Origin of the sequence: Williamsia muralis (assembly GCF_002735905.1) — a bacterium.
GTDB lineage: Bacteria > Actinomycetota > Actinomycetes > Mycobacteriales > Mycobacteriaceae > Williamsia > Williamsia muralis_A.
On sequence record NZ_PEBD01000010.1, the window covers coordinates 1,214,896 to 1,230,273 of the forward strand.

At 64.2% G+C, this 15,378-nt stretch carries 14 protein-coding genes; 10 read left to right on the plus strand and 4 right to left on the minus strand.

Annotated elements, in window-relative coordinates:
* Nucleotides 1-46 precede the first annotated feature (46 nt).
* Nucleotides 47-553 (minus strand): metallopeptidase family protein, encoded by a 507-nt coding sequence (locus CSW57_RS19190; protein ID WP_051406720.1) that lies wholly within the window; start codon nt 551-553, stop codon nt 47-49.
* Between the two features lie 74 nt (nt 554-627).
* Here CSW57_RS19190 and CSW57_RS19195 point away from each other — a divergent pair, with 74 nt between their 5' ends.
* The gene (locus tag CSW57_RS19195; protein ID WP_189339324.1) at nt 628-1,068 is read left to right on the plus strand and encodes a DUF3499 domain-containing protein; all 441 of its coding nucleotides are present in this window, start codon (nt 628-630) and stop codon (nt 1,066-1,068) included.
* Here the strand turns inward: CSW57_RS19195 and CSW57_RS19200 are convergent.
* Nucleotides 989-2,188 carry a phosphatase PAP2 family protein gene (locus CSW57_RS19200; RefSeq protein ID WP_099384142.1) on the minus strand — a complete coding sequence of 400 codons (1,200 nt, stop codon included), beginning with the start codon at nt 2,186-2,188 and terminating at the stop codon, nt 989-991. The genes CSW57_RS19195 and CSW57_RS19200 overlap by 80 nt on opposite strands.
* A gap of 68 nt (nt 2,189-2,256) precedes the next feature.
* Here CSW57_RS19200 and CSW57_RS19205 point away from each other — a divergent pair, with 68 nt between their 5' ends.
* From CSW57_RS19205 to manA, 3 genes are all read left to right on the plus strand, one after another.
* Nucleotides 2,257-3,669: a phosphomannomutase/phosphoglucomutase gene (locus tag CSW57_RS19205; protein ID WP_099384619.1), complete on the plus strand. Its 1,413-nt coding sequence runs from the start codon at nt 2,257-2,259 to the stop codon at nt 3,667-3,669.
* 75 nt (nt 3,670-3,744) lie between these two features.
* On the plus strand, nt 3,745-4,869 hold the full coding sequence (locus tag CSW57_RS19210; RefSeq protein ID WP_099384143.1) for a hypothetical protein: 1,125 nt from the start codon (nt 3,745-3,747) through the stop codon (nt 4,867-4,869).
* The gene (gene manA, locus CSW57_RS19215) at nt 4,869-6,101 is read left to right on the plus strand and encodes a mannose-6-phosphate isomerase, class I (RefSeq protein ID WP_099384144.1); all 1,233 of its coding nucleotides are present in this window, start codon (nt 4,869-4,871) and stop codon (nt 6,099-6,101) included. Before CSW57_RS19210 ends, manA begins: the two co-directional genes overlap by 1 nt.
* Nucleotides 6,102-6,119: 18 nt before the next feature.
* Here manA and eccE read toward each other — a convergent pair whose 3' ends face one another.
* Nucleotides 6,120-7,721 carry a type VII secretion protein EccE gene (gene eccE, locus CSW57_RS19220; RefSeq protein ID WP_189339325.1) on the minus strand — a complete coding sequence of 534 codons (1,602 nt, stop codon included), beginning with the start codon at nt 7,719-7,721 and terminating at the stop codon, nt 6,120-6,122.
* A gap of 266 nt (nt 7,722-7,987) precedes the next feature.
* On the opposite strand from eccE, the gene eccB reads away from it, so the two are divergent.
* Nucleotides 7,988-9,451 carry a type VII secretion protein EccB gene (eccB, locus tag CSW57_RS19225; protein WP_099384146.1) on the plus strand — a complete coding sequence of 488 codons (1,464 nt, stop codon included), beginning with the start codon at nt 7,988-7,990 and terminating at the stop codon, nt 9,449-9,451.
* Nucleotides 9,452-9,491: 40 nt separating this feature from the next.
* Here eccB and CSW57_RS19230 read toward each other — a convergent pair whose 3' ends face one another.
* Nucleotides 9,492-10,241: a TetR/AcrR family transcriptional regulator gene (locus tag CSW57_RS19230; RefSeq protein WP_370623988.1), complete on the minus strand. Its 750-nt coding sequence runs from the start codon at nt 10,239-10,241 to the stop codon at nt 9,492-9,494.
* Between the two features lie 93 nt (nt 10,242-10,334).
* Here CSW57_RS19230 and CSW57_RS19235 point away from each other — a divergent pair, with 93 nt between their 5' ends.
* From CSW57_RS19235 to nrdF, 5 genes are all read left to right on the plus strand, one after another.
* A complete protein-coding gene (locus CSW57_RS19235; protein ID WP_099384147.1) occupies nt 10,335-10,910 on the plus strand; it encodes an NADPH-dependent FMN reductase in 576 nt (191 codons plus the stop codon).
* A 364-nt stretch (nt 10,911-11,274) separates the two neighbouring features.
* A complete protein-coding gene (locus tag CSW57_RS19245) occupies nt 11,275-11,526 on the plus strand; it encodes a redoxin NrdH (protein ID WP_030163979.1) in 252 nt (83 codons plus the stop codon).
* Nucleotides 11,527-11,585: 59 nt separating this feature from the next.
* A complete protein-coding gene (gene nrdI / locus CSW57_RS19250) occupies nt 11,586-12,086 on the plus strand; it encodes a class Ib ribonucleoside-diphosphate reductase assembly flavoprotein NrdI (RefSeq protein ID WP_223249349.1) in 501 nt (166 codons plus the stop codon).
* On the plus strand, nt 12,062-14,251 hold the full coding sequence (nrdE, locus tag CSW57_RS19255) for a class 1b ribonucleoside-diphosphate reductase subunit alpha (protein WP_099384149.1): 2,190 nt from the start codon (nt 12,062-12,064) through the stop codon (nt 14,249-14,251). Before nrdI ends, nrdE begins: the two co-directional genes overlap by 25 nt.
* Nucleotides 14,252-14,315: 64 nt before the next feature.
* Entirely contained in the window at nt 14,316-15,320 is a 1,005-nt protein-coding gene (gene nrdF, locus CSW57_RS19260; protein ID WP_023963321.1) for a class 1b ribonucleoside-diphosphate reductase subunit beta, read from the plus strand.
* Nucleotides 15,321-15,378: the final 58 nt, after the last annotated feature.

The following is a 15,378-nucleotide window of genomic DNA, read 5'->3' on the forward strand; positions in this document are numbered from 1 at the left end:
CAAAGCTGTCGACGGACTCGGCAAGAGTGGTTCTGCTCAACGCCTCTCAGGTGGGTGGCGGGTCGATCGTGTCCTCGTCGACACCGAGGTGTGCTGCGACCTGCTGCACCAGGACCTCGTGCACGAGGTCCAGCAGATCTGCACCTTTTTTCGCCCTGCTCTCCAGCGGGCGGCGGAACAACAATATGCGCGCTTTGGTGGCTCGCCCCTGCGAGTCCATGCCGGACGGGATGAGCCGCGCAAGAGGGATCGGGCCATCGGCCGTCACCTCCACCGGCCATTGAACGGTCTCGGGGTCGCGCGGAAGCATCCTCGGCACGTCGTCCACCGCGATGTCCAGATCAGTCAACCGGGCGTGCCATCGCGCGTCGATCTCGGCGAATGCCTCGAGCACCACCGCATCGAACGACTGTGACCGGCTGGTCCAGGCGGGGACGTGGGTGGGCAGCAACGTCGAACGCAGTCCGCGGCCCCGTCGATCGCGGACCCGGGGCACACCACGTGAGGTTCGCCGGCGCCGCGGTCGTGCCAGCGGAGGACGAATGGGAGCCATAGAGCGCAAGTCTAGGCAGTCGCGGACGGTGTGTCCTGCTACGACCCGCCAGTCGGTCGGGATAATCTTCCTCCGTGAGGCTCCCACGTCAGTGTTCCAGGCCCGGTTGCGCCAATCCGGCGGTGGCAACTCTGACTTTTGTGTATTCGGACTCGACCGCGGTGGTCGGTCCGCTGGCGACGTCGGCCGAACCTCATTCATGGGACCTGTGTGACACGCACGCCACGCGGATCACCGTGCCGCGGGGGTGGGAGATGTTGCGCAGTGAGGGTGGGTTCGCCCAGCCTCTGCGGGACGAGGACGATCTGACCGCTCTTGCCGAGGCTGTCCGTGAGGCAGCCGGCGGTGGGGGACTGGTGCCCCGCTCGTCGCCCGTACGTGCCGGCGAATCGATCGGATCCCATGAGCGCCCCGCGCCTCGCGGCAACGGTTCGCTCAGCGGACCCGACCCGCTTCCTCGTCCTCGACCAGGTCGCCGCGGGCACCTTCGAGTACTGCCTGATCCTGTCGACTGAACTCGGCCTGCGAATCCGCCTGTAGCCGTCGGTCTTTGCGGTTCGTCCACGCCCGCTCGCCGTAGTGGCAACCAACCATGACGAGCGCTGCCAGGCCCCAGCCGAGGAAGATGTCGATCACGTAGTGCTCGGCCGAATACACCAGCGTGAATGCCATCACCAGTGCGTATCCGGTGTACATCGTGCGTCCGAACGCACGGGTGCGGCCCCACATGAACATGGCCAGCAGTGCGGTGACACCGGCGTGCAGCGACGGGATCGCGGCCACCTGGTTCGACTTCTTCTGCCCGACCTCGAGCACCTCGCGGACGGGTCCGATGTGCAGCACATCCCAACCGCGACTGGAGATGCGCTCGACGTACGGTTGCGCGCCATCGTGCCTCGGCTGCACGGGGCCGAGCAGTCCGCCGTCGGGGGCGTCTTCGACGGGCTGGGTGATGCAGAGCGGGAACGCCGATCCGTCGGCGACCTCGGCCGGGGTGCATTTGGCCGCCGCCCATGGCGGTGCGGCAGGCACCAGGATGTAGCCGATCAACCCGATGAAGAAGATGGTGATGAGCCGCAAGACGAATCGACGCCACTGCAGACGATCTTTGAGCCACAGGAAACCGGCGACCGCGTAAGGAACGATGAAGTAGGACATGTACACGAAGCTCGTGAACACCTCCCACCACTGCGCCTCGGCCATCTTGAGGTGTTCTTGCAGCCACACGGTCGGCACGACGTGGAACATCCAACGGTCTGCGTCCACCGCGAGGTGCCATTGGGTCGGCATCCCGAGGAAGGCTGCGATACCGCGAGTGGAGTCGTAGACCGCCAGCAGTACACCGAACGGCAGCCAGTCGCGCACCACCGACAGGATGTTCCGTCGTCCGATGGATGCCGCGGCAAGCCCGAGCCCGAGGGCCACGAGAACGTACGATCTGCCGAACGACATTGTCCTGGTGGCCAGCAGCACGATGATCGTGGCGGCCCAGATGGTCACCGTCACGCGACGGACGAGGACCAGGTTCACTCTCTCGGAAACCAGACGCGCCGCCGCGAACTCGGCGAATCGGGTTCGGGCGTACCAAGATGTAACAGGGGCGTCAGTTTTCTGGGGGCTCTGCAGTTCGGTCATGATTGCGCGGCGACCCCGGTGTCGACCGAGCAGTTTTTCGCCAGTTCCAATGGATGCACATGCACCCGATGAGAAGGAGCCATTCCGTGGATCGTCCCGCACAGCTGTTCAGCCCCGAGTTGGTCAGCGCCGTCATCAAGGCCTACGACGTACGTGGTCTCGTCGGCGAGCAGATCGACTCGGAGTTCGTCAGGGGCGTGGGAGCTTCGTTCGGCCGCCTCATGCGCACCGAGGGCCAGTTGGGATTGGTGGTGGGCCACGACATGCGGGAGTCGTCGCCCGAACTGGCCGCTGCCTTCGCAGACGGCGCGCTGGCCGAGGGGCTGGACGTCACGATGATCGGCCTTGCGTCCACCGACCAGCTGTACTTCGCGTCGGGATTCCTGGATCGGCCCGGCGCCATGTTCACCGCGAGTCACAACCCGGCTCGGTACAACGGCATCAAACTGTGCCGCGCCGGTGCAAAACCTGTCGGTCAGGACACCGGGCTGGCCACCATCTCGCGCGAGCTGGTGCACGGGGTGGACGGCACGGCGGCCCCCGAGAGCACCAGGGGAACCCTGACCGAGCGCGATGTGTTGGCGGACTATGCGGCGTATCTGCACAAGCTCGTCGATCTTTCCGGTCTGCGGCATCTGACGGTCGCCGTGGATGCGGGCAATGGCATGGGTGGTCACACAGTTCCGGTGGTCCTCGGCGGATCTGAGGCGTTCACCGTGCGTTCACTCTACTTCGAGCTGGACGGAACATTTCCCAACCACGAGGCCAACCCCCTCGATCCGAAGAACCTGGTGGACCTGCAGGCGTATGTCCGCGAGACCGGGGCCGACATCGGGCTGGCCTTCGACGGGGACGCCGACCGCTGCTTCGTGGTCGATGAGCTGGGTGAACCCGTGTCGCCGTCAGCGGTGACCGCGCTGGTGGCCGAACGCGAGCTCGCAAAGAATCCGGGCGCCATCGTGATTCACAATCTGATCACTTCACGCGCGGTTCCCGAGCTGGTCACAGAGTTGGGCGGGACGCCGGTGGTGACCCGTGTTGGGCATTCGTTCATCAAGCAGGAGATGGCCGACACCGGTGCGGTGTTCGGCGGTGAACACTCTGCGCACTACTACTTCAAGGACTTCTGGAACGCCGACTCCGGGCTGCTCGCGGCGTTGCACGTGCTCGCCGCGCTTGGTGCCTCAGATCAGCCGCTGTCGGCGATGATGGCGCGTTACGAGCGTTACAAGAGCTCAGGAGAAATCAACTCAACGGTCGACGACCAGGTCGCACGTACTGCGGCCGTCCTCGCGGATTTCGGTGACGAGATCACCGAGACCACCCGGATGGACGGCGTCACCGTGGATCTCGCAGATGGGTCCTGGTTCAATCTGCGTGCCTCCAACACCGAGCCCCTGCTGCGGCTCAACGTCGAGGCGCCGACCGCGGAGCGGGTCAACGAGCTGGTGGACCGCATCCTCGGGGTGGTGCGGGGCTGAGCAGACCGCGGTGAGCGGCGGCTCGGACGGCAATTCTTCCGCTCCCGAACGGGTGCGGACCATTAGTCTGGTCTCATGTTGACCGGAGCTCCAGACCTCGACGACGTCGCCGCACTGCTCGACGCAGACGTCGACGGTCTGCTGCCCGCTTCGGCCCTGGCCGGTGCGCAGTGTCGCGCAGTGTCGGCAGCCCACAGCGAAGGCGTTCTGGAGCCTCTGAGCCACCTACGGCCACGGGCCGTGGTGATCGTCTGTGGCGCCGGGCCGGCCGGGCGAGCTGCGGCCCTGGTTCTGGCACTGGCCGCGCCCCACATCGACGTCCCACTGATCAAGTCCGAAACGGTGCCGTCGTGGGTGGGTCCTCTCGACGTGGTCGTGATCGCCGGTGACGATGCCGGCGATCCCAGGCTCGCCGACGCGGCGGCCCGTGCCGGACGCCGGCAGGCAGAGGTAGTTGTCGCCGGACCTGTGGAGGGGCCGTTGCGCGACGCGCTGGCCGGGCGGGTGCTGGACATGTCGCCGCGGGTTCCGGTGCCTGCGCGTTTCCGCTTCACCCACTATGTGTGTGCCTACCTGGCCGTTCTCGCCGGCCTGCGATCGGTCCGGGTGACCGGCCGCCACCCCGACCTCGAAGCGCTCGCCGATCAGCTCGACACCGAAGCCGCTGGGAACCACCCCGCCAACGAGCTGTTCCACAATGCCGCAAAAGAATTGGCGTCGCGGCTGGTCGGGCATCCCACAGTATGGGCGGCAGACACCCCGGCCGCGCTGGCGCTCGCCGTCCACGCGTCGAGGAGTGTCTTCGCGAGTGCCGGGATCGTCAGTACGGCAACGGATCTCGGCGACGTGCTGGCGGCGGCACCGGTGCTGGCGAAAGGGGGTGGAGCTTTGTCGCCGGACTACGATCCCATCTTTCACGACGCGCAGATCGACGGACCGGTCGCCGGACAACAGGTCCGGGTACAAGTGTTGACCACCCCCGATCGCGAGTGGCAGATCCGTCGTCGCCTCGGAGTGCTGCCGGATGCCGATGTGGTGACCAGTGGTCCCGCGTCTCCACCGGTCGGCGGACAGCCGGCACCCGGCACACTTGCCGACGGCCCGGCGCCAAGCGGACTGGAAGATGTTGTGCCACTGATGATCTTGGGATTGAGGGTCGACATGGCGGGTGCGTACCTGCGGTTGGTCGGAGATCGTTGATGCGCCTGCTCGATGGTGTCGTCCGTCCCTATGCCTGGGGATCGCGTACTGCGATAGCAGCCCTGCGCGGGATGCCCACACCCAGCGCGCACCCGGAGGCCGAGTTGTGGTTCGGAGCCCACCCGGCAGCGCCCGCGATCGTTCGTGATGACGCTCGGGAGAACACTCTCCTGGAAGTCATCGACGCCGATCCGCGTGCCGAACTCGGCACTCTCTGCGCCGAACGGTACGTCGGGCGTCTGCCGTTCCTGATGAAGATCCTTGCGGCCGAAGAACCGTTGTCACTGCAGGCCCACCCCAGTCTGCAGCAGGCCAAAGAAGGGTTCGCGCGAGAGAACGAGCGTGGCATCGATGTGGGTGCATCGGACCGCAATTACCGCGACGAGAACCACAAGCCCGAACTCGTGGTGGCACTGAGCGAGTTTCACGCCCTGGCCGGCTTCCGCGACGTGCGCGAGACGGTCGATCTGCTGCGCGTGCTGCAGGTTCCCGAGCTGGACAGTCACCTCGGAATGATTGCCGGCCAACCGGACTCGCAGGGCCTGCGGGCCCTGTTCACCACCTGGATCACCCTGCCCGAGTCGGCGTTGTCCACTCTCATCCCGGCCGTTCTGGCCGGGGCCATCCGGTATCTGGAATCCGGGCAGGACCGCTTCGCGGCCGAGGCCCGCACGGTGCTGGAGATCGGCGAGAACTACCCGCTCGACCCCGGCGTTCTCGCTGTGCTCCTGCTCAATCGGGTGACGCTCGCCCCGGGGGAAGGCCTGTATCTGCCGGCAGGCAATCTCCATGCCTACCTCTGGGGCACCGCTGTGGAAGTGATGGCCAATTCCGACAACGTCCTTCGCGGTGGTCTCACCCCCAAACACGTCGATGTCCCCGAGTTGTTGCGCGTCCTCGACTTCACCCCGGTCGCTCCGGGTGACATCGCGCCCTCGATCCACACCTTGAATTCCGAACTGATCTACCAGACACCGGCGGCGGAGTTCAGACTGTCGAAGGTGGAACTCGACGGGACCGGTCTACGCAGGCCGTCGTCGATCCTCTTCGATGTTCCGGGTCCGCAGATTCTGCTGTGTACAACGGGTTCGATCGAACTGCGGGGTCCATCAGGTCATCTGGTTGTCCCGCAAGGACGCGCGGCGTGGCTGGGTGACAACGATCCCGACGTCATCGTGCATGCGGCATCGGCCCACACCACATTCTTCCGAGGGCTGGTACCCGGACACTAGCCGTCCGGTTCGACATGGTCAGACTCTTGAAGGAACCGGCAGCGTACTGCCGATGAATGCCATCTCATCCGGCGTCGCGACCATCGTCACCATTGCGCTGCCGGTGGGTGTGGCAACCCAGATGTCTTGAGGGGCGGCTTCATTCTGTTCCAGCCGGACGTCGGCCGGTTCACCCGGTGAGCCGGGTGAGCCGGGTGGAACCACGGTGATCACGGTCGGAGCATCGACGGGTGCCGGTGCCACGCCATGAAAGACCGCCACGGTGTACTGACCGTGGGGGTTTCGGCCGCCTGCGAGTGCGAGGAGACCCGGATCCCCGACGGCTGTGACAAACTGTTGCCAGACGGCGCCATGGTCGGTGTAGACGAGGACTCGAGCGCCGACTGCGATGGCGCGCAACAACACCTGCTGAGCCAGGTGTAGGCCCCCGGCGATCGACACCCGATGCGCATGACCACCCAGCAGGTCGACCGCAACGGCCCGGCCTGCGTGGTCCGCCCCGATGAGCTGACCGCAGCCCGTTGCCGACAGGGCCACTTCGGACAGGGATTCCAGCGGCACCGTCTGCCTGCCGATCGGCGGTAGCTCGGCGGCAGCCCCCACCGGCAGACTCGCCGCGAGCGCTGTGCGCTGACGGCCGGGCAATTCGATCAACCCGGTGATCGCCGAGTGAGCAAGGGACGCAGAGTTGAACCGGACGAGCGTCCGCATCGCGACCTCGCCCGGCCCTGCCGGCGACAACCGCATCGTCACCGTCGTGGAGACCGACGGAACGGCCCACACCGTGTCGAGGACTTCGGCGAGGTGGACGGGATCGACCGCGTACGTACGCATGCGCAATCGATCGGAGGTCACCGCATCCCAGTCTTCGCGCACCTCACCGGTGTCGGCGCCGTGAGCGAGGTGGCCGGTCGCGGAGGTGATCTGCGCCGCCGTGAGAATGCTGGCCGACAAACCCTGTCCCGCAAGCCGGTTGGCTACCCGGCGGGTCGCGATCATCGCGGTACGCAGAGCGCCTTCGGAACCGCCACCCCGACGTGCGACGGCGTCCGGACAGTGCGACGGGTCCAGTCGCAGCACAACAAGCACCGACCGATATGCGTTGGCAGGCAACGGGCCCAGCGTGCGCCGGTAGACCTGGGCCACCGGCCCGGTGCCGTGAGTGCGTATCCCGTGACTGATCACATCCACCGACTCCAGGCGGATGTCGAACTGGCGAACGCATTCGGCGAGGGCAGCCAGGGGGATCGGCGGAAGGCCGCGACAACCGCTGGGGTCGAGGAAACTCAAGGTGGGTGGGGGAGTGTCGATGCGCACCACCGTGACCAGAGCCGTTCCGTCCCAACGTGCACCGACCGCATTCGATCCGGATACGGGAATGTCGAACGGTGCCTGATCCGGTTTCGAACCGTCCGACTCCGCTGCACCGATGAGCCTTCTGCGCCACAGGCCCAGACGCAAACCGGTCCGCTCCGCCAGCGACATACGGCCCGGCAGCGGGACAAGCGTCGCGGACAACGCAATTGCCGCCACGATCCCTGCCCACCAGAGACCGCCCACGTCGTGAGACAGCACCAACGCCCCAGCGATCAGAACTTCGATCGCGACCACTACCTTCATGATCCCCCCAAGAATCATCAACACCGCACGTCATGGTCGAGCCCCGCTCGCATCCCCCCGGTTGCGCTGCGTCTACTGCAATATGGTCGAGCTCCGCTGCGCTGCGTCTCCGTCACTCTGGTCGAGCTCCGCTGCGCTGCGTCTCCGTCACTCTGGTCGAGCTCCGCTGCGCTGCGTCTCCGTCACTCTGGTCGAGCTCCGCTGCGCTGCGTCTCCACCGGACCAATGGTGCTATACGCTACACGCCGGGGAGATGGGGGGACGGCATGCCGGCTCAATTGACGACGAAGGCTCAGGTCAACGGATACCGCTTTTTACTGCGCAGACTCGAGCATGCGCTGATCCGTCGGGACGTGAGGATGTTGCACGACCCGATGCGGTCGCAGCTGCGATCGCTCATGGTGGGATTGATACTCGCGATACTGGTGCTCGCCGGCTTCGGGGTATACGGGTTGATCAAACCGCAAGGCTCCGTTGGTAAGTCGCAAATCATCATCAGCAAAAAGGCCGGCGCGATGTATGTGGTGCTGGACGGACGTCTGCACCCTGTCCTCAATCTCGCGTCGGCACGTTTGATCACCGGCAGCGACGAGTCCCCGAAGTCGGTCGGTGAGAAGAAGTTGACGGGATACGCTCGCGGCCCGCTTCTCGGAATCCCCGGAGCGCCCGCGGCGCTGCCCGGCCCCGCTGACACGAAACGTTCGAACTGGGTTGTCTGCGACACGACGTCGGCCGGTCAGGTCAGCACCACCGTGCAAGGCGTGGCCCCCGTACTCGGCGAACAGATGCGTTCGGCCGGCGGAACCGACGGGCCCGGGGACGAGGCCGTTCTCGTCTCGTCCGCGGGGCAGGTCCACCTGATCGGTGCCGGGCGCCGATCCCGCGTCGACACCGAGAGCGTGCCGGTACGCCGTGCTCTCGATCTCGACCACGCCGAGGTGCGCGAGGTCAGCTCGGGGGTCCTCAATGCCTTCCCGGAAACCGATCCCATTGCGGTACCCGACATTTCGAATCGGGGTGCCCCTTCGGCTCTCGGTCGGGACACCCCCGTCGGATCGGTGTTCAAGGTGACTGCGCTGTCGGGAGAGGCGACGTTTTATGTGGCGTTGGCGCAAGGAGTGCAACGGATCGGTGAGGTCGCTGCTGAGATCATCCGGCAGGCCGATCGATCGGGTGCCGACAGTGTGCCGACACTCAATCCCGGCGCTCTGACAGGGGTGGAGACGGTCAGTATTCTCCCCACGGACGACTTTCCGACGGCACCGCCACGATTCGCGGACGATACGGCCGACCCCGTCGTATGTGCGGCCTGGTCACGGTCGGTGGACGACCACGAGGCGTCGCTACGAACACTGCTCGGTTCCGTCCTGCCGCTGAGGCCACGCGACAAGCCGGTTCCGCTCAGCGGAGCCGACGGTCCCGGCCCGGGTCTCGACGCGGCGTTCGTCACACCCGGACGCGGACACTACATCCAGGCGACGGGATCAGAACCCGACAGCACGCGAGCCGAATCCCTTTTCTACGTCAACGATTCGGGGGTTCGTTTCGGCGTCCCCGACGCTGCGACCGCCGATGTCATCGGACTCGGACGAGATCCGCTGCCGGCCCCTTGGTCGGTCATCTCACTGCTCGCTGTGGGGCCCACACTGAACCAATACGACGCACTCGTGTCCCACGACGGCATCGCACCGAATCTGGCCGGTGCGCAGTTCGAACCACCCGGCAACTAGTCGGATCGATTCGGGATGTCCCCGATGCTGCCCAGCGAAGTCAGCGTCGCGGCGGCGTCAGCGCCCGCACGAGTTCTTCCCACCGATCACCGATATGACCGAGGGCCATGTGGTCGTTGTGGAGCATGTGGTGGATGGCAGGCGCTTCCAGTGGTGCCAGCACCGCCATGCACAGCAATTCGAGATTGCCGCGAAAACCCATCTGTGTGAGCAGCATTCGGGTGTGGGTGACCACAACGGTCCTGGTGGGATGACTGAACCGCTGCGGTCCGGTGTCCTCGGCTTCGAGCAGTAGATCCAAGTGCGCCGCTGCCATCGCCAGACGGGCGCGGCCGAACGCGATCAACCGGTCCAACGGGTCGACCTTTTCGCCCGGGTCCCCGGGGCCCAGTGGTGCCGGGCCGGTGAGGAAGGCTTGTTGCAGCTGGATCTCGGAGTGGTTGAGGAGCGCGAGCATCAGGCCGGACCGGTTACCGAATCGGCGAAAGACGGTGCCTTTGCCGACGCCCGCCTCACGTGCGACCGCGTCCATGGTGACCGCCGACGCGCCGCACGATTCGATGAGGCGGGTCGCGGCCTCCATCAGCAACTGACGGTTGCGAGCGGCATCGGCCCTTTCGGGCTCCTGGTCGTCGACCAGTGGGATTGCGGCGGGGTGGCGTTCGGTCAGAGTGAGGGGAAGGGGCGGTCGAGGCGCGTTGGGGGCATCGATCAACGGCAGTTCGGCGCCGGTTGCGCTGGACTGCTCGGAGTTCGCCCCGGGTGCCGGGTGCCGTGCGGGCTTTGACACACCTTGACTGTAACGCGTGTCGCGACGACGGAATTATTCGGACCGTGGTCCGGTTGAACCGATTGTAGGTCGAATCAATCTTGGAGGAGAGCAGTGACAAACGAGAACAAAACGGAATCGACGAAGATCGTGGTGCTGGTCGGAAGCCTGCGACGCGAGTCGGTGAACCGTGCGCTGGCGCGTGTGGCCGCGGAGAACGCGCCGGTCGACGTCGCAGTGGACGTGTACTCGGGCCTGGAACTGTTGCCGTTCTACAACGAGGACCTCGACACCGAACCGGTTGATGCCGAGGTTGCCAGGGTGCGCCGGACCGTGGGAGATGCGGACGCTGTACTCATCGTCACCCCGGAGTACAACGGCACCATTCCGGCGGTTCTCAAGAACGCCATCGACTGGCTCTCACGCCCGTACGGCGCCGGCGCCCTCACCGGTAAGCCGGTCGGAGTGCTGGGCGCAGCGCTCGCGCAGTTCGGCGGGAAGTGGTCACACGACGACACCAGCCGGTCGGTGGGTATCGCCGGAGGCCGGGTGGTCGAGGACGTCGAACTGCACCTCACCATCGGCACGCTGGACGGCAAGCCGGTCGCCGAAGTGCCAGAGGTGGTCGATGAGCTGCGGCACGCCGTCACGGTGCTGGTCGATGCCGTCGACGCCACCGTCGCCGCCTGAGGGCGGGGTTCGCACAGCCGACAACACCTCTGACGGACCGCCGTGGCGAGATCGATCGACTCGCCGCGGCGGTCCGTTCGTGTTCGACGCGACATGTGACGAACGACACGCCGAGACACGCCAGATGCAGATTTTTTCGAAGCTTCCGACCTGGGACTTTCATGAATGTGATTCGCAACGTGTTGTGTCGCTCCCGAATGTCAGACACTAGGTGTAGTGTTTGGAACACTGAACGGCACGACGGGGTTGACTCTTATGAACAGCACTGACAGGCCGGCCAGATCGAGATACGAAAGACACGATTTGCTGCTCGAGACACGTTTTCGGCAGCGATAACCGGTCCGCACACAGGGAGTTCTGGGATATGACTACTTCGGCCACCGCAACGATCACCGTCTACACCAAGCCTGCTTGCGTGCAGTGCAACGCCACCTACAAGGCGCTCGACAAGAACGGTCTCGACTACGAGGTCGTCGACATCACCGAGGATTCCGAGGCCCGCGACTACGTGATGGCCCTCGGTTACCTGCAGGCGCCCGTGGTGGTCGCCGGCGACAGCCATTGGTCAGGATTCCGCCCGGATCGCATCAAGGCGCTCGTCGCAGCCGCAGCCTGATCCACGTCGTCTCATCATTTTCTAGCTCTACCGTCAGCACCATCGCGGAGGTCGGGACATTGGGGAAGATTCCCGTACATTCCGCGGAGGCCGGATCCGGCGGCCCCCCGTTGATCGTGTACTTCTCGAGCGTCTCGGAGAACACACACCGATTCGTCGAGAAGCTCGGTCTTCGGGCGGTCCGGATCCCCCTGTTCGACCCCGAGGGCACGTTCGTCGTCGATGAGCCCTACGTCTTGATCTGCCCTACCTATGGGGGTGGGAAGGCGTCAGGAGAGCCCGGCGGATTCGTTCCCAAGCAGGTCATCAAGTTTCTGAACAACAAACACAACCGTTCGCTGATCACCGCGGTCATCGCGGCAGGGAATACCAATTTCGGTGAAGAGTTCTGCCTCGCAGGCACCATCATCTCGAACAAATGCCAGGTGCCGTACCTGTACCGGTTCGAGCTGATGGGCGACGCCGAAGACGTAGAGCGAGTCCGCACCGGCCTCCATCAATTCACACTCGATCAACTCGCACAGGAGCCAGCACAGTGTCGCCAACCGCAACCGCAGTAGAGACCTCGGCAAGCAAGTCAGGCGCACATGCCGACCCGTCGGGGCACAACCCGGGTGAGATGGATTACCACTCGCTCAACGCGATGTTGAACCTGTACGACGCAGACGGCAAGATCCAGTTCGAGAAGGACCGCGAAGCGGCCAATCAGTACTTCCTCCAGCACGTCAACCAGAACACCGTTTTCTTCCACAACCTGGAAGAGAAGCTCAAGTACCTCGTCGAGGAAAACTATTACGAGCCAGAGGTTTTGGCGAAGTACGACCGCGAGTTCGTCAAGGGGCTCTTCGATCACGCCTACAGCAAGAAGTTCCGGTTCCCGACCTTCTTGGGCGCGTTCAAGTACTACACCTCCTACACGCTGAAGACCTTCGACGGTAAGCGGTACCTCGAGCGGTTCGAAGATCGTGTCGCCATGGTGGCCCTCACCCTCGCCGACGGGGACACCGCGCTGGCCCGCAACCTCGTCGACGAGATCATCGAAGGCCGATTCCAGCCGGCCACACCCACGTTCCTCAACTCGGGCAAGAAGCAACGCGGCGAGCCGGTGTCGTGCTTCCTGCTCCGCATCGAAGACAACATGGAATCGATCGGGCGCTCGATCAACTCCGCACTGCAGCTGTCCAAGCGCGGCGGGGGAGTGGCCTTGCTGCTGAGCAACATTCGTGAGCACGGTGCCCCGATCAAGAAGATCGAGAACCAGAGCTCCGGTGTCATCCCCATCATGAAGCTGCTCGAGGACTCGTTCAGTTACGCCAACCAGCTCGGTGCCCGGCAGGGTGCGGGTGCGGTGTACCTGCACGCACACCATCCCGACATCTACCGCTTCCTCGACACCAAGCGCGAGAACGCGGACGAGAAGATCCGCATCAAGACGCTGTCGCTGGGTGTGGTGATCCCTGACATCACCTTCGAGCTGGCCAAGCGCAACGACGACATGTACCTGTTCAGCCCGTACGACGTCGAACGGATCTACGGTGTGCCGTTCGCGGACATCAACGTCAGCGAGAAGTACCACGAAATGGTGGAGGACAAGCGGATTCGCAAGTCCAAGATCAAGGCACGCGAGTTCTTCCAGACGCTGGCAGAGCTGCAGTTCGAATCGGGCTACCCGTACATCATGTTCGAGGACACGGTGAACCGCGCCAACCCGATCGACGGCAAGATCACCCACTCCAACCTGTGCTCGGAGATCCTGCAGGTCTCCACGGCCTCGGAGTTCAACGACGACCTGTCCTACGCCAACATCGGCAAAGACATCTCGTGCAACCTGGGTTCGCTGAACATCGCCAAGACGATGGATTCGCCAGACATCGCGCACACCATCGAGACCGCGATCCGCGGGCTCACGGCCGTGTCGGATCAGACCGCGATCACGTCGGTGCCTTCGATCCAGAAGGGCAACAACGAATCACACGCCATCGGCCTCGGGCAGATGAACCTGCACGGCTACCTGGCGCGGGAGCGGGTCTACTACGGATCGCCCGAAGGTATCGACTTCACGAACATCTACTTCTACACCGTGCTCTTCTACGCGCTGCGCGCATCGAACCGCATCGCCAAGGAGCGTGGTAAGGCGTTCGGCGGATTCGAGCGGTCGAAGTACGCGACCGGCGAGTTCTTCGACAAGTACACCGACCGCACCTGGGCGCCGGAGACCGACAAGGTCCGAGAGATGTTCGGGCAGGCCGGGATCGCGATCCCCACGCAGGACGACTGGCGTGAGCTGAAGGCTTCCGTGCAGGAGCACGGCATCTACAACCAGAACCTGCAGGCCGTTCCGCCGACGGGTTCGATCAGCTACATCAACCATTCGACCAGCTCGATCCACCCGGTCGCCGCCAAGGTGGAGATCCGCAAAGAGGGCAAGATCGGGCGCGTCTACTACCCGGCCCCCTATATGGACAACGACAACCTGGACTACTACCAGGACGCGTATGAGATCGGCTACGAGAAGATCATCGACACGTACGCCGCCGCCACCCAGCACGTGGACCAGGGGCTGAGTCTCACCTTGTTCTTCAAGGACACCGCGACCACTCGCGACGTGAACAAGGCGCAGATCTACGCATGGCGCAAGGGAATCAAGACGTTGTATTACATCCGGCTGCGTCAGATGGCTCTCGAGGGCACCGAGGTGGAGGGTTGCGTCTCCTGCATGCTGTAGTAGCTGTCTCGATGTGTTTGGCCGACAACAACTTTCATGATGAAGAACTCGTAAGCGAGGAACGATGACGTCCACTCAGAGCCATTCGCCGGCCGACGGAGCACCGATCAAACTGGTCAGCCGGGTCTCGGCGATCAACTGGAACCGGGTTCCCGACGAGAAGGATGCCGAGGTGTGGGACCGCCTCACCGGCAACTTCTGGCTACCGGAAAAGGTGCCGGTGTCCAACGACATCCCCTCGTGGGGCACCCTCACCGAGGTCGAGAAGCAGCTCACCATGCGGGTTTTCACCGGTCTGACGCTGCTCGACACCATCCAGGGCACCGTCGGTGCCGTCAGCCTGATCCCGGACGCCACCACCCCTCACGAAGAGGCGGTGCTCACCAACATCGCGTTCATGGAGTCGGTGCACGCCAAGAGTTACAGCTCCATCTTCTCCACCCTGTGCTCCACCAAAGACATCGACGAGGCGTTCCGGTGGTCCGAAGAAAACGAGTACGTGCAGACCAAGGCGCGCATCGTCATGGATTACTACCGAGGCGATGATCCGCTCAAGCGCAAGGTGGCATCCACGCTGCTCGAGTCGTTCCTGTTCTACAGCGGCTTCTACCTGCCGATGTACTGGTCGTCGCGAGCCAAGCTGACCAACACCGCTGACCTGATCCGGCTGATCATCCGTGACGAAGCGGTGCATGGTTACTACATCGGTTACAAGTACCAGCGGGCGCTGGAAACCCAGACGCCAGAGCGTCGGCAGGAGCTGAAGGACTACACCTTCGAATTGCTCTTCGAGTTGTACGACAACGAAACCGATTACACCGAACAGCTTTACGACGATGTGGGCCTCACCGAAGACGTCAAGAAGTTCCTGCGGTACAACGCCAACAAGGCGCTCATGAACTTGGGCTATGAGGCGATGTTCCCCCGGGATGAGACAGACGTGAACCCGGCGATCCTGTCGGCCCTGTCACCGAACGCGGACGAGAACCACGACTTCTTCTCCGGCTCGGGCAGCTCGTACGTCATCGGCAAGGCCGTCAACACCGAAGACGAAGACTGGGAGTTCTGACCCACGCCACAATTCGCTCCACCTACGACGAAACGCTCCGGTTGCAACCGGAGCGTTT

Excerpts from the sequence above, each read along its gene's own strand:
- CSW57_RS19190 (WP_051406720.1), bottom strand. The coding sequence starts at position 553 with ATGGCTCCCATTCGTCCTCCGCTGGCACGACCGCGGCGCCGGCGAACC.
- CSW57_RS19200 (WP_099384142.1), bottom strand. The coding sequence starts at position 2,188 with ATGACCGAACTGCAGAGCCCCCAGAAAACTGACGCCCCTGTTACATCT.
- CSW57_RS19205 (WP_099384619.1), top strand. The coding sequence starts at position 2,257 with ATGAGAAGGAGCCATTCCGTGGATCGTCCCGCACAGCTGTTCAGCCCC.
- CSW57_RS19210 (WP_099384143.1), top strand. The coding sequence starts at position 3,745 with ATGTTGACCGGAGCTCCAGACCTCGACGACGTCGCCGCACTGCTCGAC.
- manA (WP_099384144.1), top strand. The coding sequence starts at position 4,869 with ATGCGCCTGCTCGATGGTGTCGTCCGTCCCTATGCCTGGGGATCGCGT.
- eccE (WP_189339325.1), bottom strand. The coding sequence starts at position 7,721 with ATGAAGGTAGTGGTCGCGATCGAAGTTCTGATCGCTGGGGCGTTGGTG.
- eccB (WP_099384146.1), top strand. The coding sequence starts at position 7,988 with ATGCCGGCTCAATTGACGACGAAGGCTCAGGTCAACGGATACCGCTTT.
- CSW57_RS19245 (WP_030163979.1), top strand. The coding sequence starts at position 11,275 with ATGACTACTTCGGCCACCGCAACGATCACCGTCTACACCAAGCCTGCT.
- nrdF (WP_023963321.1), top strand. The coding sequence starts at position 14,316 with ATGACGTCCACTCAGAGCCATTCGCCGGCCGACGGAGCACCGATCAAA.